24 protein-coding genes are annotated in these 21,755 nt (G+C 43.9%); 15 read left to right on the top strand and 9 right to left on the bottom strand.

Going from position 1 to position 21,755, the window contains the following annotated elements:
* Positions 1 to 1,233, bottom strand: a complete 1,233-nt coding sequence (hutI, locus tag EO131_RS11995) for an imidazolonepropionase (RefSeq protein WP_127022301.1) — start codon at positions 1,231 to 1,233, stop codon at positions 1 to 3.
* A gap of 1 nt (position 1,234) precedes the next feature.
* Positions 1,235 to 2,806, bottom strand: coding sequence for a histidine ammonia-lyase (hutH, locus tag EO131_RS11990; protein WP_127022298.1), 1,572 nt, complete (start codon positions 2,804 to 2,806; stop codon positions 1,235 to 1,237).
* Between the two features lie 81 nt (positions 2,807 to 2,887).
* Between hutH and EO131_RS11985 the strand changes: the two genes are divergently transcribed.
* Together EO131_RS11985 and EO131_RS11980 are read left to right on the top strand one after the other, a co-directional pair.
* The gene (locus EO131_RS11985) at positions 2,888 to 3,775 is read left to right on the top strand and encodes a LysR family transcriptional regulator (RefSeq protein ID WP_127022295.1); all 888 of its coding nucleotides are present in this window, start codon (positions 2,888 to 2,890) and stop codon (positions 3,773 to 3,775) included.
* 48 nt (positions 3,776 to 3,823) lie between these two features.
* A complete protein-coding gene (locus tag EO131_RS11980; protein WP_127022292.1) occupies positions 3,824 to 4,378 on the top strand; it encodes a nitroreductase family protein in 555 nt (184 codons plus the stop codon).
* On the opposite strand, the gene EO131_RS11975 is transcribed toward EO131_RS11980, so the two are convergent.
* Both EO131_RS11975 and EO131_RS11970 read right to left on the bottom strand, forming a co-directional pair.
* Positions 4,375 to 4,887: a DUF456 domain-containing protein gene (locus EO131_RS11975; protein WP_127022289.1), complete on the bottom strand. Its 513-nt coding sequence runs from the start codon at positions 4,885 to 4,887 to the stop codon at positions 4,375 to 4,377. The genes EO131_RS11980 and EO131_RS11975 overlap by 4 nt on opposite strands.
* A 52-nt stretch (positions 4,888 to 4,939) precedes the next feature.
* Complete coding sequence (locus EO131_RS11970; RefSeq protein ID WP_127022286.1) at positions 4,940 to 5,566, bottom strand: DinB family protein; 627 nt, start codon at positions 5,564 to 5,566, stop codon at positions 4,940 to 4,942.
* 182 nt (positions 5,567 to 5,748) lie between these two features.
* Between EO131_RS11970 and EO131_RS11965 the strand changes: the two genes are divergently transcribed.
* The 12 genes from EO131_RS11965 to EO131_RS11910 all read left to right on the top strand — a co-directional run bounded on the left by EO131_RS11965 (position 5,749) and on the right by EO131_RS11910 (position 15,234).
* Positions 5,749 to 6,111 carry a BlaI/MecI/CopY family transcriptional regulator gene (locus EO131_RS11965; RefSeq protein WP_127022283.1) on the top strand — a complete coding sequence of 121 codons (363 nt, stop codon included), beginning with the start codon at positions 5,749 to 5,751 and terminating at the stop codon, positions 6,109 to 6,111.
* Positions 6,108 to 7,523, top strand: coding sequence for a M56 family metallopeptidase (locus EO131_RS11960; RefSeq protein WP_127022280.1), 1,416 nt, complete (start codon positions 6,108 to 6,110; stop codon positions 7,521 to 7,523). Before EO131_RS11965 ends, EO131_RS11960 begins: the two co-directional genes overlap by 4 nt.
* A 7-nt stretch (positions 7,524 to 7,530) precedes the next feature.
* Positions 7,531 to 8,667: a tetratricopeptide repeat protein gene (locus EO131_RS11955; protein WP_127022277.1), complete on the top strand. Its 1,137-nt coding sequence runs from the start codon at positions 7,531 to 7,533 to the stop codon at positions 8,665 to 8,667.
* Between the two features lie 44 nt (positions 8,668 to 8,711).
* Entirely contained in the window at positions 8,712 to 9,191 is a 480-nt protein-coding gene (locus tag EO131_RS11950; protein ID WP_127022274.1) for a hypothetical protein, read from the top strand.
* 3 nt (positions 9,192 to 9,194) lie between these two features.
* Positions 9,195 to 9,752: a crossover junction endodeoxyribonuclease RuvC gene (gene ruvC, locus EO131_RS11945; RefSeq protein ID WP_127022271.1), complete on the top strand. Its 558-nt coding sequence runs from the start codon at positions 9,195 to 9,197 to the stop codon at positions 9,750 to 9,752.
* 93 nt (positions 9,753 to 9,845) lie between these two features.
* The gene (gene hemW / locus EO131_RS11940; RefSeq protein WP_127022268.1) at positions 9,846 to 10,979 is read left to right on the top strand and encodes a radical SAM family heme chaperone HemW; all 1,134 of its coding nucleotides are present in this window, start codon (positions 9,846 to 9,848) and stop codon (positions 10,977 to 10,979) included.
* Complete coding sequence (locus EO131_RS11935; protein WP_127022265.1) at positions 10,976 to 11,725, top strand: cyclase family protein; 750 nt, start codon at positions 10,976 to 10,978, stop codon at positions 11,723 to 11,725. The genes hemW and EO131_RS11935 overlap by 4 nt, the downstream gene beginning before the upstream one ends.
* Positions 11,725 to 12,075 (top strand): DUF4260 domain-containing protein, encoded by a 351-nt coding sequence (locus EO131_RS11930; protein ID WP_127022952.1) that lies wholly within the window; start codon positions 11,725 to 11,727, stop codon positions 12,073 to 12,075. The genes EO131_RS11935 and EO131_RS11930 overlap by 1 nt, the downstream gene beginning before the upstream one ends.
* 1 nt (position 12,076) lies before the next feature.
* Positions 12,077 to 12,700, top strand: a complete 624-nt coding sequence (locus EO131_RS11925) for a DUF4230 domain-containing protein (RefSeq protein ID WP_127022262.1) — start codon at positions 12,077 to 12,079, stop codon at positions 12,698 to 12,700.
* A 2-nt stretch (positions 12,701 to 12,702) separates the two neighbouring features.
* On the top strand, positions 12,703 to 13,095 hold the full coding sequence (locus EO131_RS11920) for a Dabb family protein (RefSeq protein ID WP_127022259.1): 393 nt from the start codon (positions 12,703 to 12,705) through the stop codon (positions 13,093 to 13,095).
* 2 nt (positions 13,096 to 13,097) lie between these two features.
* Entirely contained in the window at positions 13,098 to 13,457 is a 360-nt protein-coding gene (locus tag EO131_RS11915) for an MmcQ/YjbR family DNA-binding protein (protein WP_127022256.1), read from the top strand.
* Positions 13,450 to 15,234, top strand: coding sequence for a MutS-related protein (locus tag EO131_RS11910; RefSeq protein ID WP_241243835.1), 1,785 nt, complete (start codon positions 13,450 to 13,452; stop codon positions 15,232 to 15,234). Before EO131_RS11915 ends, EO131_RS11910 begins: the two co-directional genes overlap by 8 nt.
* 111 nt (positions 15,235 to 15,345) lie before the next feature.
* Here EO131_RS11910 and EO131_RS11905 read toward each other — a convergent pair whose 3' ends face one another.
* The 4 genes from EO131_RS11905 to EO131_RS11890 form a co-directional block, all read right to left on the bottom strand.
* Positions 15,346 to 16,353, bottom strand: a complete 1,008-nt coding sequence (locus EO131_RS11905; protein ID WP_206512885.1) for a DUF6896 domain-containing protein — start codon at positions 16,351 to 16,353, stop codon at positions 15,346 to 15,348.
* A gap of 53 nt (positions 16,354 to 16,406) precedes the next feature.
* Complete coding sequence (locus EO131_RS11900) at positions 16,407 to 17,507, bottom strand: DUF4407 domain-containing protein (protein WP_127022254.1); 1,101 nt, start codon at positions 17,505 to 17,507, stop codon at positions 16,407 to 16,409.
* A gap of 108 nt (positions 17,508 to 17,615) precedes the next feature.
* Positions 17,616 to 19,217, bottom strand: a complete 1,602-nt coding sequence (locus EO131_RS11895; protein WP_127022251.1) for a M56 family metallopeptidase — start codon at positions 19,215 to 19,217, stop codon at positions 17,616 to 17,618.
* Positions 19,218 to 19,219: 2 nt separating this feature from the next.
* Entirely contained in the window at positions 19,220 to 19,585 is a 366-nt protein-coding gene (locus EO131_RS11890) for a BlaI/MecI/CopY family transcriptional regulator (RefSeq protein WP_127022248.1), read from the bottom strand.
* Between the two features lie 134 nt (positions 19,586 to 19,719).
* Between EO131_RS11890 and EO131_RS11885 the strand changes: the two genes are divergently transcribed.
* Complete coding sequence (locus EO131_RS11885) at positions 19,720 to 20,298, top strand: PhnA domain-containing protein (protein ID WP_127022245.1); 579 nt, start codon at positions 19,720 to 19,722, stop codon at positions 20,296 to 20,298.
* Here the strand turns inward: EO131_RS11885 and EO131_RS11880 are convergent.
* Positions 20,295 to 21,683, bottom strand: a complete 1,389-nt coding sequence (locus EO131_RS11880) for a dipeptidase (protein ID WP_127022242.1) — start codon at positions 21,681 to 21,683, stop codon at positions 20,295 to 20,297. The genes EO131_RS11885 and EO131_RS11880 overlap by 4 nt on opposite strands.
* Positions 21,684 to 21,755: the final 72 nt, after the last annotated feature.

The raw sequence follows: 21,755 nt of genomic DNA, 5'->3' as shown, positions 1-21,755 counted from the left end.
TCAATCGTTTTGGTGGATAGGTTCCCCTTTCTTCCAGACTTGGCTGGGTTTCAATTGGCCTTGATGATAGGTGATTACCTGATAATTATTTGTAGGGAACACAACAAAATCGGCCCAAGTTCCCGATGCCAGTTTTCCTCGATCGGCCATGCGCAATGCCGCAGCTGCCCTAAAGGTGATTCCTGCCAAAACCTCGGTGTTTGATAGCTTCTCGAACGTGCCCAAAATACTGGCTTGGGTCAACAGGTCGCCCATGGGGGCTGAACCCGGATTGTGGTCGCTGGCAATGGACAGGGCGCCGCCGGCATCCAAAATTTTACGCGCTGGCGTGTAGGCGCAACCCAAACCAAGTGATGCTCCCGGAAGGGCAGTGGCAATGGTGTTGCTTTTGGCCAACAACTGGATTTCCTTTTCGGTGCTGGCTTCCAAATGGTCGGCACTCACGGCACCAAAATCTACGGCCACCTGGCTTCCGCCAATGGTAAACTGATCGGCATGTACGGTGATGTCGAATCCCATGTCCTTGGCTTTTTGAAAATAGGGTTTGATCTCTTCGGGGGAAAAAGCACTTTCCTCCACAAAGGCATCTACCCGTTGTGCCAAGTTTTCAGACTTGATGATGGGGAAAAGAGTGTTAATGATTTCGTCAAGATAGGCCTTATCCTGATTCCAGTCCTTCGGTTTCATGTGTGCCGCCAAGCAAGTAGGCACCAAAGTGGCCGAAACGGTTGCATTGGCTTTTTTGATGGCACGGAGCATTTTAAGTTCTTCATCCACGGAAAGGCCATAACCACTTTTAACCTCAATGGTAGTGATTCCGTTTTTCAGATGCTTCTTACTTCTTGAAACGATACCTTGCACCAATGCTTCCTCGGAAGCCTTTCGGGTTTGGGTCACCGTGTCCCAGATGCCACCCCCGGCCTTCGCAATTTCCAAATAGGTCTTCCCGGCATTTCGGAAGGCATAGTCCCTGGCTCGGGTTCCTGCAAAGCAGATGTGGGTATGTGAATCCACAAATCCGGGGAGACACACGGCATCACCTTGAATTTGATGGATATCCGCATCCTCGGATTTCAGATCTTCAAAAGTTCCGACTTTCAAAATTTTTCCTTCGTGCACCAAAATTGCACCGTTTTCAATGATGGGCAATTGTTCGTCCTTCAAGGCGCCTTTTAAGGGCAGTCCTGTCATGGGCAATAATTGGGTAAAGGGTCCTATTAAAAGTGGTTTCATATCAATACGTGTCAAATTCTTCAATATGGGGTGTTTCCCATTCCAGATTTTTCTCTTGCATCACGGTTTCCACCAAGGAGATGATTTCACGGTTCTGAAGCATGTTAATGCCCGTTTCAATATCATCCGCAAAAACCCGATCGTTTTCGGCAAACGCAACCTTGGTACGAAGGTATTGATGGATTTCGTCCAATACGATGCCCGATTTCAGGGGTTTTCTGTATTCAAATGCTTGGGCTGCGGTAAGCAGTTCAATGGCTTGGATCTTTTCAACATTTTCTATGATCTGCAATGCCTTTCTCCCACTGATGGATCCCATGCTCACATGGTCTTCCTGCCCCAAGGAAGTGGGAATACTATCGGCACTTGCCGGGAAACACAAGCTTTTGTTTTCACTGGCCAATGCGGCTGAGGTATACTGCAGAATCATGTAACCTGAATTGATGCCCGTGTCCTTCATCAACAGTTTTGGTACTCCGGGGCTGTTGCCTTCCAAAGCCAGATAGATACGACGGTCCGAAATATTTCCGATTTCTGAAGCGGCCAAAGCGGCATAATCCAAGGCCATGGCCAACGGTTGCCCGTGAAAATTTCCACCACTTATGGTGAGCTCATCGTCAATGATCACTGGATTGTCGGTCACGGAGTTGAGCTCGATTTCCAGCAATTCCTTCAAGTGTAGCCAAGCATTTCGCGATGCGCCGTGCACTTGGGGAATACAACGTAAAGAGTAAGGGTCCTGAACCCGTTCGCAATCGATATGGTCTTCCAAGATTTCGGAGCCCTGCAATAGGGTGCGGATCCTACCGGCCACATGTTGGTTGCCTTTAAACGGGCGCAACTGGTGCAATTCCTCATAAAAGGGTTTCATGGATCCTTGCAGCCCCTCGATCATCATGGCACCGATAATGTCGGCATTTTTTAAGCAATGTTGCAGCTTCTGCACTACCAAAACCCCATGTGCAGCGATAAACTGGGTGCCATTGATCAGGGCAAGCCCTTCTTTGGGTCCCAGTTCCAATGGTAGCAAACTGGTTTTTTGAAAGAGTTCTTTGGTAGTAATGGTCTTTCCTTGATACTCCACCTTGCCCAATCCAATCAATGGCAGAAACAAATGGGAAAGCGGAGCCAGATCACCGGATGCCCCCACCGAACCTTGACTGGGAACTACGGGAATGGCATCGTTTTCCAAATGCCAGAGCATACGTTGCAAGGTGCTTTCGGCAATGCCGGAAAACCCTTTGGCCAAGGCATGAATTTTTAGGATCAGCATCACCTTTGCCAATTCGGTGGCAATGGGCGTGCCCACCCCCACACTGTGACTCTGTAGTATATTGGATTGGAGGATTTTGGTGTCCTCTTTCGAAATCTTGGTGTTGCACAAGGGACCAAATCCTGTATTGATGCCGTATACCGTGTGACCTTTTTCCACAATGCGTTGTACGCGTTGGTAACTGGCATTCACGTTTTTAAGGCATTCATCAGTGAATGTTCCTGTAACGGTGCCACGGGCCAATCCCAGGGCAATACCTGCGGTTAAGTGGTCCTCTCCAAATCGAAAAGTCTTGGGCATGGCTGTAAATTTCTTTTGAACCTAAAATTAGAACATTGGTTTAATAATCACCAATACTTATTTTTGTAATAATCAATAAGTATGAATTATCAAATAGAACTCCGACATTTCATTTATTTTTTGGCCGTCGCCGAAGAACTGCACTATCGAAAGGCGGCGGAAAAATTGTTTATATCCCAACCCGGACTGAGCACCCAGATCAAACAGATGGAAGAAATATTGGGGACACAACTGTTCGTGCGTGACAAGAAAAAAGTGCAATTAACGCCGGCAGGTGCCTATTTGAAAAAAGAAGTGGAATTTATCCTGAACCACTTGGACCAGACCAAAAAACAGGTGAAACTTATCGGTAGTGGACAAATGGGTGAGGTGCGCATCGGATTTTTAGGATCGGCCATGCAAAGTGTGGTTCCCGATCTGTTGTTGCAATTGAAAGAAAAATTCCCAGGAGTGCATACCACATTGGAAGAATTGTCGAACCGGTCACAGATCAATGCCATTTTGGCCGATCGACTCGATTTGGGGTTTGTGCGGTTGGCTCGGGTACCCAAAGGACTTGAAGTAAAATCGGTTTTTGAGGACACCTTTTCCTTGGTTTTACCAGAGGATCATCCTTTGGATGAAAGGGATTTTAAACATATTGGACAAGTGGCCAACGAGGATTTCATTCTGTTTTCCCAGGATTATAGTCCCATGTACTACGATACCGTGCTCAGTATTTGTGAAGACCGTGGCTTTGTTCCGAATGTTTCGCACAAATCGGTACACGCGCAGACCATTTTTAAATTGGTGGAGAACAAACTGGGCATTGCCATAGTGCCCACGACATTGCAGCATGGGTTTCAGATGAAAGTAAAGTTCATTGAAATGAAGAACATCAAACAACGGGCTGTGCTCTCCATGGTTTGGAAAAGCGACAATCGCAACCCGGCCCTCCAAAATTGCATGGATTTGCTCCTAAAATTATGAGAACAACTTTTTCAAGAGTAACTTTGGGACTCAACATAATATGATGCTATGATTTTTGACCTTATTGCCAAAAGACGGAGTATTTTTCCCGTTCAATACAACGATAAACCCATCGATAAAGCTACCCTCGAAAAAATTTTGGAAGCAGCCAATTGGGCACCTACGCACAAGAAAACGGAGCCTTGGCGCTTTAAGGTGCTAACAGGTAAAAAGAAGGATGAAATGGGTGCGTTTTTGTCCAAAAAATACCAAGAGGTGGATCCCAAACCCAAACAGGTGACCATCAAAAAATTGGAAGACAATGCCGTGCGTTCGGCAGCGGCCATTGCCATTTGCATGCAACGGGATCCCATGGAAAGTTTGCCCGAGTGGGAAGAAGTGGCCTCCGTGGCGATGGCAGTCCAGAATATGTGGTTGTGCTGTACCGAATTGGGCATTGGCTGTTACTGGGCTTCTCCTGGGCTCATCAAGTTTATGGGCGAATTTTTCGACCTGAACGAAGGGGAGCGTTGCCTAGGCTTTTTATATATGGGCAATTATGATGGAGAAGTGGAACCATCGGCCCGAAAACCCATTTCCGAAAAAGTGGAGTGGTTGGATTAGGAAAAGCTAAATAGATCTCCCGCATATTTTATGGTGATGTACACGTAAATTATGGCGTAGAAAACAGTCACCACAAATTTCATAAAGGTGCCCGTTAAGAATCCCAAAAAAGAACCAAAAGCCGCCTTCATGGCGGTTTTTTGATGGGTTTTGTTCAATAATTCCCCCACCAAGGCCCCAATAAAGGGCCAGATAATAATACCAAGTGGACCGAAAATAGGTACAAAAATGGCCACCAAAAGTCCAACAATGGTGCCCCACATACCTGCCTTGCTGCCACCAAAACGTTTGGTGCCCATGGCTGGGATTACATAATCCAAAATAGTAATGGTGATGGCAATCACAAAGGTGATGGCCAACACCCACCAGTTATCGGGCACGGCCTTGGTCAGGTACAGCAGCAGCAGACCCACCCAGCTGATGGGAGGCCCGGGCAAAACAGGCAAAAAACTGCCCAAGATGCCGACCAACATCAACAAGAATCCCAAAATCAATAAGGCAATGTCCATGGTTCTATTTTACTGTTAGACAAATTTACTACTGATTTGTTACGCCCGTACATTAAAAAACATTGAGTTTGGAATAGCCAGGAGGTTTAATATCGTTCATACGCAGATAGGTGATTGCCTGCGCCCTGTGATGTGCAGTATGGCTTTCTCCCCGAAGTATCAAATCGAGGTTGGTGTGACCGGCAAGATACCATGGTTTTTCCTTTTCCAATCCTTTGCTGAGGTCATTATCAGTAAGCGTTTGTAAACTGGAAATCACAAAATCAAAGGTGGTGTTCAGGTAATTTGCCACGAGGGTTTTGTTGACTTCGGGCGACCTTTTTACCAAAACGTCCGGTTGAAATAGGTTAATCGGGTCCGGACGTTCCAATAAAAAATCGGCCTTCATCATTGCATCAAAGTCGGGATAGGTTTTGGGATCGATCAGAATACCGATAAAACTATTGTTGGTAAATCCCAAGTGCATAAAATGTTGTGCAAAGCTCATCTGTTCGGGTGAAGGTCTAAACTCCAATTGTTCCAAAGGCATGGCATCCAGAATGGCCAAGGTATAGGTTTGGGACTGTTTCCATCTTTTGACAAGATTGGCCACAAGGGGATTGTCCAAGGATGGGATTTTGGCAGAGAGCAAGGCCAACGGACCAAGACCGACCATGCCAAATAAAAATCTTCGATTCATACGATGTGTGTTTGTATGTGCAATGCTTTTAAAGGTATCGCATTAAAATGAAATTGTAGGAAGGTTTAAGAGTTGTTTATCAGACCTTTTCACTCCAAGGGATATTTTTTAACTAAAAAATTAGTTTAAACTAAATATTTAGTTATATTTGTTTCATAATGAACTAAAAAATTAGTTGAAAAATGAAACAACTCACCAAGGCGGAAGAAGAAGTAATGCAATTGCTTTGGCAATTAAAAAAAGCCAATGTAGCCTCACTTTTGGATGAATTGCCCGAACCCAAGCCGGCCTACAATACGGTTTCCACCATTGTCAGGATTTTGGAGGACAAAGGTTTTGTCTCACATGAAAAAGTAGGGAAGGGGCATGTATACTTTCCTTTGGTAAAGAAGGAAGAATATAGCAACCAACGCATCAACACCTTGGTGGATGGCTACTTTCAAGGGTCGTTTAAAAGTATGGTGTCCTTTTTTATGAAGAAGAACGACATCAGCCTGAAGGAACTGGAAGAAATCATGAAAAACATTAAAGAGGAAGAAAAATGATTACCTATATCTTGGAAACCTTGGCATTTCAGTTGGTCTTTTTGTTGGCCTACGACCTTTTTCTAAAGAAAGAAACTTTTTTTCAATGGAACCGACTCTACCTTTTGGCCACCTTCGGGTTGAGTTTGGTGCTGCCGTGGATAAAAGTGGAAGCTCTAAAATCCAGTATGCCGGAACAATTGGGAACCGCTACCGTTTACCTGAACCAATTGGACGGGTTGGTTTTGGGACCGGAAGGCACCGAAGCTTCTTTTTGGTCGATCATGCCCTGGTATTTTTGGGTAATGGCAATCGGTGCTGCGGTGGCAGCTTTTTGGTTTGGACAAAAACTGTTTCAGTTGGCGCAACTTCGTCGCCAAGGGATCGTGGACCAATTCCCGGAGTTCACCAAAGTCACCGTAAAGGAAAGCGCATTGGCCTTTTCTTTTTTTAGGAACATTTTTTTGGGAGCGGAAATCCGAAAGGATAAGGAGGCCAACATCATCGCCCACGAATTGGTGCATGTACGGCAGCACCATTCCTTGGACCTGCTCTTATTTGAATTGGCCCGTATTGTCTTTTGGTTCAATCCGCTGGTATATGTGTACCAAAACCGCATGGCCGAACTGCACGAGTTCATTGCAGATGCCCAGGCCGTGAAGCACAATAAAAAAGAACATTTTGAAATCCTGTTGTCCGAAGCGTTCAGCACGCAACGCATCAGTTTCGTCAATCAATTTTTTACGAAATCATTAATCAAAAAACGAATAGTCATGTTACAAAAAAAACGTTCGAAAGCCGTTTGGCAGTTAAAGTATGTATTGTTGTTGCCCTTGGTATTGGGGATGTTGGTGTATACTTCCTGTGAATCAGAAGTACCTGAACCTGTAAAAGTATCAGAGAATGAAACCTTGGAAGCAAAGTTGACCATATTGAACAAGGAAATTGAATCTATGGATTCACTTACACCCAATGAGAGGGAAAGCATCATGAAAATCACCCAAACATTGGTAAAAAAAATAAATGAATCTCCCCAAAATGTAAATGGTTGGACTGTTACAACGGGTATGAATAATCCCAATGTTGAATTAGTTCCTTTCGCTACCATAGATGAGGTGCCAGTTTTTCCTGGTTGTGTAAATGTTGAGGATAAAAGAGCTTGCTTTCAAGAGCAGATATTTCAGCATATTCGCAAGCATTTCAACTATCCCAAGGAGGCGCAAGAAAAGGGAATTCAAGGAAAAGTGAATATGGTATTTATCATTGGAGCAGATGGCACCATTAAAGATATTAGAACAAAAGGTCCTGATCCGTTATTGGAAGAAGAGGCGAAGCGCATAGTAAGTCGATTACCTTTAATGGAACCGGGAAAACATCAAGGTCAGGCAGTAGATGTTCCGTTTTCTGTTCCAATAACCTTTAAATTGAAGTAAAAAAACATTGAAAAAAATCCTTGTTCTCTTTTTGTTGATATCATTACAAGCCGGTGCCCAGTCATCGGCTTTGTCCGTTGCCGACAGTCTGTACACCATGGGCAATTATGCGGCAGCCATAAACGAATATGCCAAAGAAGGCAATGCGCAAGCCAGTCTTCAGATTGCCCGTGCGTACCATGCCGTCGGGAACTTCGATAAGGCATTGGCCCAATACGAGGCCACCCTTAAAAGTTACCCCAATATGGAGATTGCCCGGTTCGAGTTCGGTAAACTCCTGCTCAAAACCAAAAATTACCAACCTGCACTGGAGGCCTTCAACACTTTGATTGTGGAGAACCAACAGAACCCGGAATATTTTTACTACTTGGGTCGCACTTTGGAAAACTCCCTTAAGCAAGAAGAGGCCAATGAAGCTTTCCGAAAAGCAGTTGCTCTGGACAGTACCCATTTGCGCAGTCTCTATTCCCTTGGAAAGTATTTTGTGGGGCAGGAAATTAGGGATTCTGCGTTGGTCTATGTGGATCAAGGACTTCGGTTTTATGAAAATGATGTGTCCATGATCAACCTTAAGGCACAGGCCTATTTCAACAATGGGCAGTACCAACCAGCCATTCCCTGGTTTGAAAAGTTGATCGCGTTGGGAGAGGATAGGCCTTTTGTTTTGGAACGATTGGCACACAGTTATTACCGTAGCTACGAAAACGAAAAAGCCGTTGAAGCTTATCGAATGTTGTCTGTAGTGCCTGGTTATTTGGCCGAAGCCTATTTGGGAATGGGGCAAGCGTTTATGCAGGACAAACAGTTGGACAGTGCCCAGGTATATATCAAAAAATCCATCGAAGAACGCACCGAAACCTTTGAAAAGGAATATGCCGATCTGGGCCGCATTGCCCGCCTTCAAAACAAGACCAAGGAATCGATGGCGTACTACAAAATGGCGTGGGAAGAAAACAAGGAGAATCCATACAATTATTATCAGGTCTGCGTTCTTGCCGATGAATACTTCAAGGACCCCAAAACAAGGTTACCCTATTTTGAACGGTTGTTGGACCTATATCCCGATCTACCGCCATTTTTAAAGGAACGGGTGCTGAAACGCGTTTCTGAGATTAAGGAGGAAATACACTACGCGGGCAATTAATTTCTTTAAAATGTCGTAATTTCAGCCAAATTCTAGGGGCTGTTATGCGGAAGTTTTTGTGGATGTCACTTTTTGTAGGGCTGCTCGCTTCGTGCGAGCTTTTTGAGTCCAAAGAGGACAAGGCCCAAAAATTGGTCAACGAGGAACTTTTAGCCATCGATTGGAACGATGTGGACCAATATCCCCACTTCGATAGTTGTGACGAATTGGCCGTTAAGGAGGCCCAAAAACAATGTTTCCAAACCGTAATGATCGATACCTTCTCGAAAGCGTTGTCCGGACTCAAATTTCAGGTACAGCACGATTTGAATGATACGGTCTACGTTGATTTTTTGATCGATGAACATGGTTTCATCTCGGTACTCAATGTGGAGGAAAAGACTTCCGTGCTCAATGAAATAGCCGATTTCAACGCAAAAATAACGGCACGTTTGAACGATTTGACCACAGTGGCCCCGGCCTTGAAAAGAGGGAATCCAGTGAGTCTTCGGTTTAGGCTCCCACTCTTGTTAAACACCAATTGAACTTTGGCAACAGAAAAAATCATATTGGGGATAGACCCCGGAACCACCATCATGGGTTTTGGCATCATAAAAGTGATCAACAAACAGATGCACTTTGTACAGATGAACGAATTGCTGCTCAAAAAATATGAAGATCCCTATACCAAGCTCAAGCTTATATTTGAGCGGACCATAGAGCTCATCGATACCTACCACCCCGATGAAATTGCCATTGAGGCCCCTTTTTATGGAAAAAATGTGCAGTCCATGCTCAAATTGGGCCGTGCCCAGGGGGTGGCCATGGCGGCGGGGCTATCCCGCCAGATTCCAATCACGGAGTACATGCCCAAAAAAATCAAGATGGCCATAACCGGAAATGGAAATGCAAGCAAAGAGCAAGTGGCCAAAATGCTTCAAAGTGTTTTAAAATTGAAATCCCTTCCCAAAAATTTGGATAGTACCGATGGACTTGCAGCTGCTGTTTGCCATTTTTACAATGAAGGTAGGGTAGAGGTAGGTAAGAGCTACACCGGTTGGGAAGCCTTCGTCAAACAAAATCCGGATAAGCTCAATAAACAATAAACAGTCAAAATCTGATGTCAGACATCAGATATCAGATATCCGATTGCCAAATGATTGATAATTGTACCTTGTTTATTGCTAATTGTTAATTGAATGAGTGGCGTTTATATTCATGTGCCTTTTTGCAAGCAAGCTTGCCATTATTGTGACTTTCATTTTTCCACCCAAACGGGAAAAAAGGAGGCCATGGTCGATGCATTGGTGAAGGAAATAAAGATGCGGAAGGATGAGGTGCAAGATACTCTGGAGACCATCTATTTTGGGGGTGGTACTCCTTCGGTTTTAACGACTGAAGAAATTGAACGCTTGATCCAAACCGTTTATGACCATTACAAAGTAATTGATTACCCAGAAATCACCTTGGAAGCAAATCCGGACGATTTGTCCAGCCATCAAATCATCCAATTGTCCAAAAGTCGAATTAATCGTCTCAGCATCGGCATCCAATCCTTTTTTGATGAAGATCTGAAGCTGATGAACCGTGCCCACAACGCGAGTGAAGCGGAACAAAGCATTCAAGAGGCCACGGAATATTTTGATAACATCACCATTGATTTGATCTACGGGATTCCGGGAATGGACAATGCCCGGTGGGAAGCCAACATCCAAAAAGCACTGGAATTGGGTTTGCCCCATATTTCAAGCTACGCCTTAACGGTGGAGCCCAAGACCGCACTCAAAAAATTCATTGAAAAAGGGGTTGTGCCCAATGTGGATGATGAACAGGCCCAAGAGCAATTCTATATGTTGGTGGACATTTTGGAAGCCCATGGATTTGTAAACTATGAAATCTCCAACTTTGGCAAACCGGGCTATTTTTCCCAAAACAATACCTCCTATTGGCTGGGTAAAAAATACATCGGGATAGGTCCGTCCGCACATTCTTTTGATGGGGAGCATCGCAGTTGGAACGTGCGTAACAACCCCACCTATATCAAAAAAATAAAGGAAGGGGTCTTGCCCAGTGACGTGGAAACCCTTACCACTATTGATCGTTACAACGAATCTGTGATGACGGGCCTTCGTACCATTTGGGGCGTACCACTAAAAACCATTGAAGATGACTTTGGCCCAAATTATCTCAAGTATCTGGAAATTCAAGCCGCCAAGTTTGTCGAACAAGGATTTTTGCAGTGGGATGAAGACGTGCTGAAGACCACCAAAAAAGGAAAGTTTTTGGCCGATGGAATTGCTTCGGATTTATTTATGGTTAACTTGGGATTATGATTGCGACCATAAAACATAACTCCCGAAATTATAAGATCGACCTGTCCCAACCATTGGATATTTCCATCCCGTTGACCGGGGCACAAAACAATGTGAACGCTTGGTATTTGGGTCCTCCCACCATCCAACCGCACAAAGAAGGGGATTTTGTGGGCAGTGTAGCCGAAGGCGCGCCAGTAAACTTTAACGATATCTGGTTCAACCCGCACTCACACGTAACCCATACCGAATGTTTGGGGCATATCACGGAAGAGTTTCATTCGGTGAACAAAAGCCTTAAAAAGTTTTTTTGTCTGGCCGAGTTGATCACAGTGGCCCCTGAGCAGCTGAACGGTGATTTTGTCATATCCGAAAAGCAATTGAAATATGCCTTGGGCAACAAAAAACGGCAAGCAGTGGTGATTCGGACCATTCCCAACCTAAGCGATAAAAAGTTCAGACAATATTCCGATTCCAACCCACCCTATTTGCTGGAAGAGGCTACCCACTATTTGGTTCAAAAGGGTGTGGACCATTTGCTCATCGATCTGCCTTCCGTGGACAAGGAAAAGGATGATGGTGAACTTTTGGCCCACAAAGCTTTCTGGAACATGAACGGGAAGCGACGCAAAAAGGCCACGATCACCGAATTTATATTTGTGCCCAATCCCGTCACCGATGGCACCTATTTTTTGGACTTGCAGGTTGCACCATTCGAGAACGATGCCAGCCCAAGCCGGCCGGTGCTCTATAAAATTGAGGAATGATGAAGACGATCATTAAATTGGAAGAGGTAATGATGTTGGCGTTGGGCATCTATCTGTTTGATCAACTGGATTTTGCCTGGTGGTGGTTTGTGGTACTGTTGCTGGTCCCAGATATTGGCATGTTGGGCTATTTGTTCGGCAATAAGGTAGGGGCGGCCACTTACAATCTTTTTCACCATAAGGGAATCGCTATTTTGGTGTATTTGACGGGGACGTACATTGCATTGCCCGTTCTGCAGTTGGCAGGAATCATCCTGTTTTCGCACTCTTCGTTTGACCGCGCCCTAGGATACGGCTTAAAATATGACAATGGATTTAAATACACCCATTTAGGGGAAATTGGAAATTGAGATGGGAGAAGTTGTAGATACCATTCTTGGACTTGTTCTTGGTGCCATTCTGATGTATTGGATGTTCTCCCTGTTCCGTAAAAAGCGAAACAAAGAAGTAACCTTACAGCAGTCCACGGTACTATTGGAAAAAATACGCAGTGTGTACAAATTGGTCTCTGTGGAAGGGGATTTTGCTGAAATCTACCACTACGAGAACACCAAGGACAGTTTTATGAGCCTTTTCCGAAGCAAGAAAAAGGCGTTGATCGTCATTAAGGCCAAGGCACATATCGGGTACGACCTGAATAAACTGGAACTTAAGGCCGATAACGAAAACCGAAAAATCATTTTAAGCCGTTTTCCACAACCGGAAGTGTTGTCGATTGAGCCCGATCTGCAGTTCTATGATATCAAAAACGGGATTTTCAACAGCTTTTCACCGACAGACCTTACCCAGCTTAATCAAGAAGCAAAGGAACATATCAAAAACAAGATCCCAGAAAGTGGATTGATGGAAACTGCACGGAAAGAAGCGTTGCAAGCTGTCTTTGTCGTGGAAAAAATCGTGGAGACCATTGGCTGGAAATTGGACTACTCCGCCTTGGAAATATCAAATCGTGAAAAACAATTTATAGAAGAATAAATATGAAAATCAAGTTTTTGACTTTAATGTTGATGGGTATGATCACAGCAGTTGGCTTTTCGCAAAGCAAAGAGCAAACCTTTGACCACGCCTTTGCCCACGTGGTTTATTTTTGGTTGAAAAATCCGGATAGCAAAGCAGATCGGGCAAAGTTCGAGGCCTCCTTGCAAAAGTTCTTGGATAATTCCGAATATGCCAAAACCAAGTTTATCGGGAAACCGCCCAAAGCCATCCGGGCTGTGGTGGACGACTCGTTCACCTATTCCTTGATCTTATCTTTTGATTCGGCGGAAGCGCAGGCAGCATACCAGGTAGAAGCGCCCCATTTGGTCTTCATCAACGAGTGTGAAGATTTGTGGGAAAAGGTCATTGTGTACGATTCTGAAGGTCTTTAAAAATGAATGTCGAAGAACTCCGTCTGCGGTGTTTGGCAAAAAAGGGAGTAACGGAAGAGTTTCCTTTTGATGCCGATACCTTGGTGTTCAAGGTAATGGGTAAAATGTTCGCCTTGGTACCTTTAGAGCGGATGCCCCCGCAATGCAACCTGAAATGTGATCCGGAAAAATCGGAGGAACTTCGGGAACAGTATGATAGATTGATAACACCTGGGTACCACATGAGCAAGGTACATTGGAACACGTTGTATTACGAACAATTGCCACCACAATTGGTTGCCGAATTGATAGATCATTCCTATGACTTGATTGTGGGCAGCCTTACCAAAAAACTCAAACAACAATTAGCGGATCTTGGCTAAAAATTACATGGAGCAACAACTGGAATTTTATACTTCGCAAAGGAACAAATATCGTCAACAGCTGCAGCAGGTAAAAAAGAGGCTGGCCCTTTTGGCCACGTTGCGGCTCTTCGTTTTTTTGGGACTTGTGGGTAGCATTTATTTACTGTGGGGTTCTGTTTGGTTATGGGGGTTGGTACCTTTGGGTTTATCACTTTTCTTGGTGCTGGTTGCACGTTTTGCCAATCTGAAATCCGAAAAGGGATATTTGGAGCGGTTGATCCAAATCAATGAAACCGAATTGTCCGTACTCGAGCGAAAATTTCATCATTTGCCGAATGGAAAGGAGTTTTTGGAGCCGGAACATCCCTTTGCACAAGACTTGGATCTGTTCGGAAGAGGTTCCTTCTACCAATACCTGAACAGAACGGCCCTTGATCAAGGTAGTGGTATTTTGGCCGGACTATTATTGAGTGATCGACCCAAAAACATACCCCAAAAACAAGAGGCCATAAAGGAATTGGCCCAGCTTCCCGAATGGCGACAGCGTTTTTGGGCCTTGGCAGGGGGAACCAGACCTGAGGTATCGCACAGCGTGGTTTCCAATTGGTTAAAAGGGCACAAGCCTTTTCTTCCTAAATGGATAAAATTTGGCGCTCCTGTCTTTACATTGATTTCCATTTTAATAGTGGTGTTTGGGGTCATGGGCCAAATACCCGAAGTCCTGATCTTATATTGGTATTTGTTCGGGTTATTATTGGTAGGTTCCAAGGCAAAAAAGATAGTGGCATTCTCAACCGCCATTTCAAAGGTGCAGGATACCATCGATCAATACCAAAGGCTCATTTTGGAGTTGGAACAGCAAACATTTCAGTCGGATGTATTGAAAGAACAGCAGGAAAAACTACTGTTGGATGGGCAAAAAACTTCTAAGGTTTTAAAGCGTTTCACACAACACATGGCGATGTTGGACCAACAAAACAATTTGTTGGTGCTGATGCTTGGCCAAGGATTCATGCTTTGGAGTTTGTACTTTGCCTATCAGGTGGAGGATTGGGTGGCAAAATACGGACATCGGGTAGAGGGTTGGTTCGAGGCCATTGCCTTTTTTGATGCCTACAACTGTTTGGGCAACTATGCCTTTAACCACCCCGATCATACTTTCCCCAAAATTGTGGATGACAAAGGGGTTTTACGGGCCAGAGCGGTGGGACACCCCTTGATTGCCCCAATCAAAAATGTGTTAAACGATTTTTCCATTGACAAAGGCCGTTTTTGTATTGTGACTGGAGCCAACATGGCCGGAAAAAGTACCTTTCTTCGCGCTGTTGGACTGCAGATCGTGATGGCCAATATGGGGTTGCCGGTGTTAGGGAAAGATGTAAAATATGCTCCGGTACGATTGTTGACCAGCATGCGTTCCTCGGATTCTTTGACGGATGAAACCTCCTATTTCTATGCCGAATTGAAACGATTGAAATTCATCGTCGAGGAATTGGAAAAAGGGGATTGTTTCGTCATTCTGGATGAAATCCTTAAAGGGACCAACAGTGTGGACAAGGCCGAAGGTTCCAAAAAGTTTGTGGAACGCTTGGTGCGCGCCGGGGCCACTGGCTTGATAGCCACCCACGACCTAAGTCTTTGCACCCTTGCGGATGTGTTGCCCCATGTGGAAAACCGCTATTTCGATGCCCAGATCAAAAATGACGAACTCTACTTTGACTACAAATTTAAAGAGGGTATCTGCCAGAACATGAATGCCTCCTTTCTCTTAAAACATATGGGGATTGTGGATTAGAGTCGCCAAATGGTGCTTTTTGATGTTCAGTCACAGCGGATGTACTGGTGCTTTACAGTAAGCCAAAAAAAGGAATTACACTTATCGGTTAGTATAAGAGTAGTGGCGGATTTAAGACCACAATTTTTTCCACCATGACCGTTGTTTATTGTTTGCATTAGTTTTCAATTTAGCATTATCCCCGCCATTTCTTTTATACATTGTTGGGCGTAGACTTTCTTCTTCCATTTCTTTATCTGGGTTATAAACTTTAACTTCAACTTTTTCTCTATCGGTAACAACAATTCCTTTTTCATTTGGCCAATTAGAATTCACGTATTCGAATTTTCCAATTTCCACCATTTTTTCTAAAATTCTCCTACCCTCAGCATAATCACAGTAGATTTCAACTGGCAAAGGCAGATATTCTTTAGTCGACTTAATAAATCCTGTAAAAAAATAAGGGTCAAGTTGTCCGAATTCCAATCCGTAAGTCAAAGGAATTTCAATTCGTTGTCCAGTTTTATTATTGGTTAACCCACAATGTATTCCATGAAAAGCATATCTCCATCCGTTCATTTGTCCAACTGGCTTATATCCGAACTTCTCAGTATGACGTAGAGTGTTCATTGGGTATTCAGGGTCAATTTTTACGTTATATTTTTCAGCAAATTCATTTATCAGTTTAGTTGCTAAATTCCGATAATCCTTTGCGCATTTTACAAAGAACTCTTGGTGTTCCTCGATTTCTTTGTCCGTAATTAACTTGACAATATTTATTTCAGGTTCAATTGTATGAACTGCAATTTGGAATTCAGGATGTTCAAATTTCCATTGACCACCAATTTTTTCTCTTTTTGATTTAATCTTATTACCAAATACAATTTTCCATTCAATTCCTCTTTCAAGTGATTTGATGGCTTTAAAATCTGGAATATCATCCAGACCATTACAAACTTGTATTTTTTTGATTAGTTCCAATTTTTTCAGAGCACTCACAACATTAAAGATATGATTCGTTTCAATACTTCGGCTGCGCTCAGTACAAAGTGAATTATATCGACTGATACCTGCCTGTCGGCAGACAGGAGTGAAGTTAGGGTTTTTCCGGTTAAAATTCCATCGCCAATGGATGGACATCTTTTTTAAATTGATAACCTAGTAAGATAATTGGGTTTTGGGCTCAATTTTGGCTATAAGCCCTTTACCTGAACATTGTGGAAAGAGTCGGCCTGAAGTCGCAACAATTCCTCGGCTTTTTGCTTTTTATAGCGGTACAGTTCCTCCTCGTTTTTGATGTCTGCGTAAATTTGTTCGTTGATCTCGCCATCGGTAGCCAACAACAATTTGCGTTGTTCCACTTTCTGGGTCACCCATGTGGCCACCACACTTTCTTGTTCTTCAAATTTGAAATCGTACTCCCCTTTGGGTGCCAACAGTTTGGCAATGATCGGGGCCGTTTCAATGGCCAGGAACAACAAAAAAATAAAAAAGGAAGGAAACCAAGGTAATTTACCCAAGGCGTTGATACGGGCCATGAGTCCATCAAAACCATCGATAATGGGTTGGGAGTTGGTTACAGCCGAGTTGTAATCAGTTTCAAGGGCCGCAATTTGTGCTTCAATGCCAGCTATTTTGGCAGCATTGGCTTCTTTTAGGGCATTGAGCTCCGCCAAGGCGGCATCATGCTTTTCCCGTTTTTCCTTGTACACGGGTCCTTTGCCCAACAAGCCTGTGCCTGCCGTTCCTTCCGCTTCAGAAATATAGGTATCGTATAAAGCGTTGGTTTCGGCTTCTTTGGTGGCAATTTCCCCTTTTAGGTTGGCAATGTCCTGGTTCAGGCTTTCCATTTTTGGGGTGTATTGCAAGGCCAATTGTTCCTTGTTGTTCAAAGTCATGCTGTTTTTTTCCTCCAGCAATACCTGATTGATTTCCTTTTCAAAAATTTTCATCTCCAAAGGCTTGGAAATCACCACGGCGATAATGATGGCCAAAAGGATTCGCGGGGTCGCCTGAAAAATTTCACTTTTAATGTTGTCCCGTTTCTTGATGGTGGAAACTATGTATCGGTCCAAATTGAAGATCAACAGTCCCCAGATCAATCCAAAAAAGATGGCGGTGTAGATGTTGTCAAAAACAGTGAATAGGGCATAGCCGCTGGCAATAAATGCCATTACGGCGGTAAAGAATACAGTGGCCCCGATGCCCGCATATTTGTTCTGCTCTCCATTGGAACAGGTTTTTAAAATGTCGGTATCGGCACCGGAACAAAAAATAAAAAAACGTTGTAGCATAATCGTGTTCTCTTTGATTGATAGGGTATTAGAACGTGGTTTTGGGGTATTTGTTACATAAAAAGCCCCAATTATGGGGCTTTTAACATTATTTGGAACTGAAGGACCCTAGTTTTCGATTACAATGGGTTGGTTGGATAGCTTAACAACAGGATGTTCTCCATTCGATTCCCGGGAGTCTATGTTAATTTTACGATTGTTCTGAAGCACCTTGATCGCCTCCTTGGCAGTAATTTCTTTGCCATTGTACCAGAAGGTTGCTCCCTTCGCGGCCATTTCCTTGACGTGCTCCATTGGGGATTTGGGTATTGGCGGAGCAGGGGGTGCAGGGGGTAGGTTGGGCTGTATTTCGCTTACATTTTTAGTTGCCGAGGGCGGCATCGGGGGTTTGGTGGCGTCCGGAGCTGGTGGTGGAGGGGGGAAGTTGGGAAACGACTCTGCATCTTCCTGTTGCTTTTTGGACATTTTGCCATACAGCACTTTTAACCGCATTACCTCTTTTTTGTTGATGACCATGTGGCTTTGATCCATGTCGTTGTACTTTTTGGCCAACGCATTGTACTCTTTCATTTCTTCCCGGGAAGCGCTTTGCTGTTGCATTTTGTTGGTTGGCAAACACTCGGGAAATGGTGCTGCATTCTCCTTTTGTATATTGTCCATATTGCCATAAATGCTTTCCAACACTTTCAGATCTTTTAAGGGAATTACCCTTTTAGCAATGGGCACGGCATTGTATTTTTTGGCCAATTGGTTGTAGATTTTCAAATCGGATGGAGAAACGTTACTTTCCAAACCAATAATTTGGTCAGCAGAATTATCGATTTCAATTTGACGCTTTTCGGCAAATCCCGATAGCAATAAAGCCGTTAATGGAAGAACCAACAGGCTTCTCCATACAATTGATTTTCTTGATGTGTTTGTTTTCATGACTGTAAAACGTTTTTTGATTGATGAATAATTAATGGCATTGGCAATGCCGGTCGACTGATATGTTCCAAAACTATCGTGTGATAAATACGACAATAAAGTGTTTTGATAAGCTGATGGATTCCTGTGTCTATTGACGACTTCCCGATCCGCCAAAAACTCATGGTTTAATTTGATGTAGGATTTTAAGAGATAGATCAACGGGTTGAACCAAAAAACCACTTGGGCCAGTTCGATCAGCAAAATATCGAGACTATGTTTTTGTTTTGCATGCGTTTCCTCGTGAAGGATTACATCTTCAGGAATTTTTTGAGCTTCAAATTGGTTTTTGTTCAAAAAAACAAAGTTGAAAAAAGTATGGGGCGGCAGTTGTTGCGCCAATAATACCCGGGTAATAAAATGGTCTTTGAATCTTGGGTTCTGGCGGATGCGCAGCCAAATTTGCCCTAGATTTTTGATGAACCGAAAGGCAAATACCAAAACGCCCAAAAAATAAATGCTCCAAAGAATTTCGCGCCATTCCATTTCGGCAGCATCCGTTAGTGGTTCTGCTAAAGGGGTTATCGTATTGTTGAAATCTGAAATCGAAGTGGGGACTGCATCGTTTTGTGCCATGTCCACATACTCCACAAAGACCATATTGGGAATGATAATTGATGCCAAAAGCGCTCCCAGCAGATAAAAGCGTTTGAAATGGTGCATACTTTCATTTTCCAACACTAGTTTATAAAAGACCAGAAAAATGGCCAGGCAAGCGGTCGATTTTACAAGAAACGGTAGCATGGTTACTTCTTTTTGATTTCGTTATCGATCAATTTCTTCAGTTCTTCCAATTCGGCTTTGCTCAAATTGGTTTCTTGGGTAAAAAATGATGCAAATTGGGTGGCGCTATCATTAAAAAAGTTTTTGATGAGTCCGTTCACATGTTTGGAGAAATAGTCCTTCTTCTTCACCAAGGGATAATACTCCCTGCTTCTGCCAACATTGTTGTAGGCAACAAACCCTTTGTCCGTCATCCGTTTTAAAAGTGTTGCAACCGTGGTTGTGGCCGGTTTGGGTTCCGGGTAGGCATCCAAAAGATCCTTCATAAAGGCTTTCCTTAATTTCCAAACGATGTTCATCAGCTCTTCCTCGGATTTTGACAACTGCATGGTGCAAAATTTTGAATTGTTATTCTACAAACATAGAATAAAAATATTAATTCTACAAATGTAGAGTTTAATTATTTTGAAAAGGGCTGTACAAGCTGTTCTAAAATGTTAAGTTTGCCGTAAAATAGCATACCATGGGATTATTTGAAGATTTACAGGAAAGAAGTGGAAGTAAATGTGAGCTTTGTGGCTCCACGGAAGGGTTGGGGATTTATGAAGTAACACCTGTTTCCACTGGAGGTTTGGATGGTAGTGTTTTGGCTTGCAATACCTGTAAATCCCAAATTGAAAACCCGGATTCGATGGACTCCAACCATTGGCGTTGTTTAAACGATAGCATGTGGAGCGAACACGATGCCGTAAAGGTGGTGGCATGGCGAATGTTGAACCGATTAAAGTCGGAAGGCTGGCCCCAAGACCTGTTGGACATGATGTATTTGGAAGATGAGGTATTTGCTTGGGCCAAGGCAACAGGGGAAGGCCAGGATGCCGGCGAACAAATTGTACACAGGGATGCCAACGGTGCCATTTTGGAAGCTGGTGACAATGTGGTGTTGATCAAAGATTTGAAAGTAAAAGGATCAAGCATGGTCGCAAAACAGGGAACCGCCGTTAGACGGATTTCCCTGGATCACGAAAATGCTGAATATATTGAAGGCAAGGTGGACGGACAACAAATCGTTATCCTTACCAAATACGTCAAGAAAACCTAAGCTTTCAGTTCCGCATAATATTTATAGAAGTAAGGGATGGTCTCTATCCCTTTCAAAAAGTTGAACACGCCAAAGTGTTCGTTCGGGGAGTGGATCGCATCACTGTCCAACCCGAATCCCAATAAAATGGTCTTGCTTTCCAACACTTTCTCAAAAAGTGCCACAATGGGAATACTGCCGCCGGTCCGTTGGGGAACGGGACTTTTTCCAAAGGTTTTTTCAATGGCCTTGGCCGCTGCCTGGTAACCCTCACTATCAATTGGGGTTACATAGGCTTGTCCGCCATGGTGTGGGGTTACTTTCACCTTCACACTTTTGGGAGCCAAGGATGTAAAATATTCGGTAAACAATCTCGTGATTTCATGCCAGTCTTGGTCAGGCACCAATCGCATCGAAATTTTGGCATAGGCCTTACTGGCAATCACCGTTTTGGCACCTTCTCCGGTGTAGCCGCCCCAAATTCCGTTTACATCCAAGGTGGGTCTAATGCCGAAGCGCTCTGGGGTTGTATATCCTTTTTCCCCCATAACATCATCAATATCCAAGGATTCCTTGTATTCCTCGAGGTCGAAGGGGGCCTTGGCCATTTCGGCACGTTCCTCGTCGGAAATGATTTGGACCTTGTCATAAAATCCGGGAATGGTAATATGGTTGTTTTCATCGTGCAGGGCCGCGATCATTTTGGCCAGTACATTGATGGGATTGGGCGCCGCTCCACCGTAAATCCCGGAATGTAGGTCACGATTGGCACCGGTGACCTCCACTTCCACATAACTCAATCCCCTTAGTCCGGTTGTAATGGAAGGGTCTTGGTTGGAAATCATCCCTGTATCCGAAATAAGGATGATATCATTTTTCAGTTTCTCTTTGTTTTCCGCAAGGAATCCGGCCAAACTATCGCTGCCCACTTCTTCTTCCCCCTCGATCATAAACTTGACGTTGCAGGGCAATTGGTTGTTTTTGATCATGAACTCCACAGCCTTCACGTGCATGAAAAACTGGCCTTTGTCGTCGCAAGCACCTCGGGCAAAGATGGCCCCATCGGGGTGCAATTTGGTGGTTTTGATCACCGGCTCAAAAGGAGGGGAATCCCAGAGGTTCAAAGGGTCTGGCGGTTGCACATCGTAGTGTCCGTAGACCAAAACGGTAGGCAATTTTGGGTCGATGATCTTATCGGCATAGACCACGGGATATCCTTTGGTCTCACAGATTTCCGCGTTTTCGCAGCCAGCCTCGATCAAGGATTGCTTCACTGCCTTTGCGGTTTCCAAAACATCTTGGGAATAAGCGGTATCCGCGCTTATGGACGGGAGTTTTAATAGTTCGACAAGTTCGTTGATGAATCGGTCTTTGTGGGTGTTGATGTAATTATTGATATCTTCCATAGGTAGTTTAAAATGGACACTAAAAGTACAAAAAACAAGTTTTTAAAGTGACCCGGTTTGCAAATCGGAAAA

The organism is Flagellimonas beolgyonensis (assembly GCF_003992615.1).
Lineage (GTDB): Bacteria > Bacteroidota > Bacteroidia > Flavobacteriales > Flavobacteriaceae > Flagellimonas > Flagellimonas beolgyonensis.
The sequence above is the reverse complement of the archived record's forward strand: the minus strand, read 5'-3'. Positions and strand labels throughout refer to the sequence as shown.

What these genes read in the sequence shown, in the direction of transcription:
- hemW (WP_127022268.1), top strand. Translation starts at nt 9,846, where the DNA reads ATGAGTGGCGTTTATATTCATGTGCCTTTTTGCAAGCAAGCTTGCCAT.
- EO131_RS11890 (WP_127022248.1), bottom strand. Translation starts at nt 19,585, where the DNA reads ATGCAGTTGTCAAAATCCGAGGAAGAGCTGATGAACATCGTTTGGAAA.
- hutI (WP_127022301.1), bottom strand. Translation starts at nt 1,233, where the DNA reads ATGAAACCACTTTTAATAGGACCCTTTACCCAATTATTGCCCATGACA.
- EO131_RS11970 (WP_127022286.1), bottom strand. Translation starts at nt 5,566, where the DNA reads ATGAATCGAAGATTTTTATTTGGCATGGTCGGTCTTGGTCCGTTGGCC.
- EO131_RS11920 (WP_127022259.1), top strand. Translation starts at nt 12,703, where the DNA reads ATGAAAATCAAGTTTTTGACTTTAATGTTGATGGGTATGATCACAGCA.
- EO131_RS11930 (WP_127022952.1), top strand. Translation starts at nt 11,725, where the DNA reads ATGAAGACGATCATTAAATTGGAAGAGGTAATGATGTTGGCGTTGGGC.
- EO131_RS11915 (WP_127022256.1), top strand. Translation starts at nt 13,098, where the DNA reads ATGAATGTCGAAGAACTCCGTCTGCGGTGTTTGGCAAAAAAGGGAGTA.
- EO131_RS11900 (WP_127022254.1), bottom strand. Translation starts at nt 17,507, where the DNA reads ATGCTACAACGTTTTTTTATTTTTTGTTCCGGTGCCGATACCGACATT.
- hutH (WP_127022298.1), bottom strand. Translation starts at nt 2,806, where the DNA reads ATGCCCAAGACTTTTCGATTTGGAGAGGACCACTTAACCGCAGGTATT.
- EO131_RS11985 (WP_127022295.1), top strand. Translation starts at nt 2,888, where the DNA reads ATGAATTATCAAATAGAACTCCGACATTTCATTTATTTTTTGGCCGTC.
- EO131_RS11950 (WP_127022274.1), top strand. Translation starts at nt 8,712, where the DNA reads ATGCGGAAGTTTTTGTGGATGTCACTTTTTGTAGGGCTGCTCGCTTCG.
- EO131_RS11960 (WP_127022280.1), top strand. Translation starts at nt 6,108, where the DNA reads ATGATTACCTATATCTTGGAAACCTTGGCATTTCAGTTGGTCTTTTTG.
- EO131_RS11885 (WP_127022245.1), top strand. Translation starts at nt 19,720, where the DNA reads ATGGGATTATTTGAAGATTTACAGGAAAGAAGTGGAAGTAAATGTGAG.
- EO131_RS11880 (WP_127022242.1), bottom strand. Translation starts at nt 21,683, where the DNA reads ATGGAAGATATCAATAATTACATCAACACCCACAAAGACCGATTCATC.
- EO131_RS11965 (WP_127022283.1), top strand. Translation starts at nt 5,749, where the DNA reads ATGAAACAACTCACCAAGGCGGAAGAAGAAGTAATGCAATTGCTTTGG.
- EO131_RS11935 (WP_127022265.1), top strand. Translation starts at nt 10,976, where the DNA reads ATGATTGCGACCATAAAACATAACTCCCGAAATTATAAGATCGACCTG.
- EO131_RS11895 (WP_127022251.1), bottom strand. Translation starts at nt 19,217, where the DNA reads ATGCTACCGTTTCTTGTAAAATCGACCGCTTGCCTGGCCATTTTTCTG.
- EO131_RS11905 (WP_206512885.1), bottom strand. Translation starts at nt 16,353, where the DNA reads ATGTCCATCCATTGGCGATGGAATTTTAACCGGAAAAACCCTAACTTC.
- EO131_RS11975 (WP_127022289.1), bottom strand. Translation starts at nt 4,887, where the DNA reads ATGGACATTGCCTTATTGATTTTGGGATTCTTGTTGATGTTGGTCGGC.
- EO131_RS11925 (WP_127022262.1), top strand. Translation starts at nt 12,077, where the DNA reads ATGGGAGAAGTTGTAGATACCATTCTTGGACTTGTTCTTGGTGCCATT.
- EO131_RS11980 (WP_127022292.1), top strand. Translation starts at nt 3,824, where the DNA reads ATGATTTTTGACCTTATTGCCAAAAGACGGAGTATTTTTCCCGTTCAA.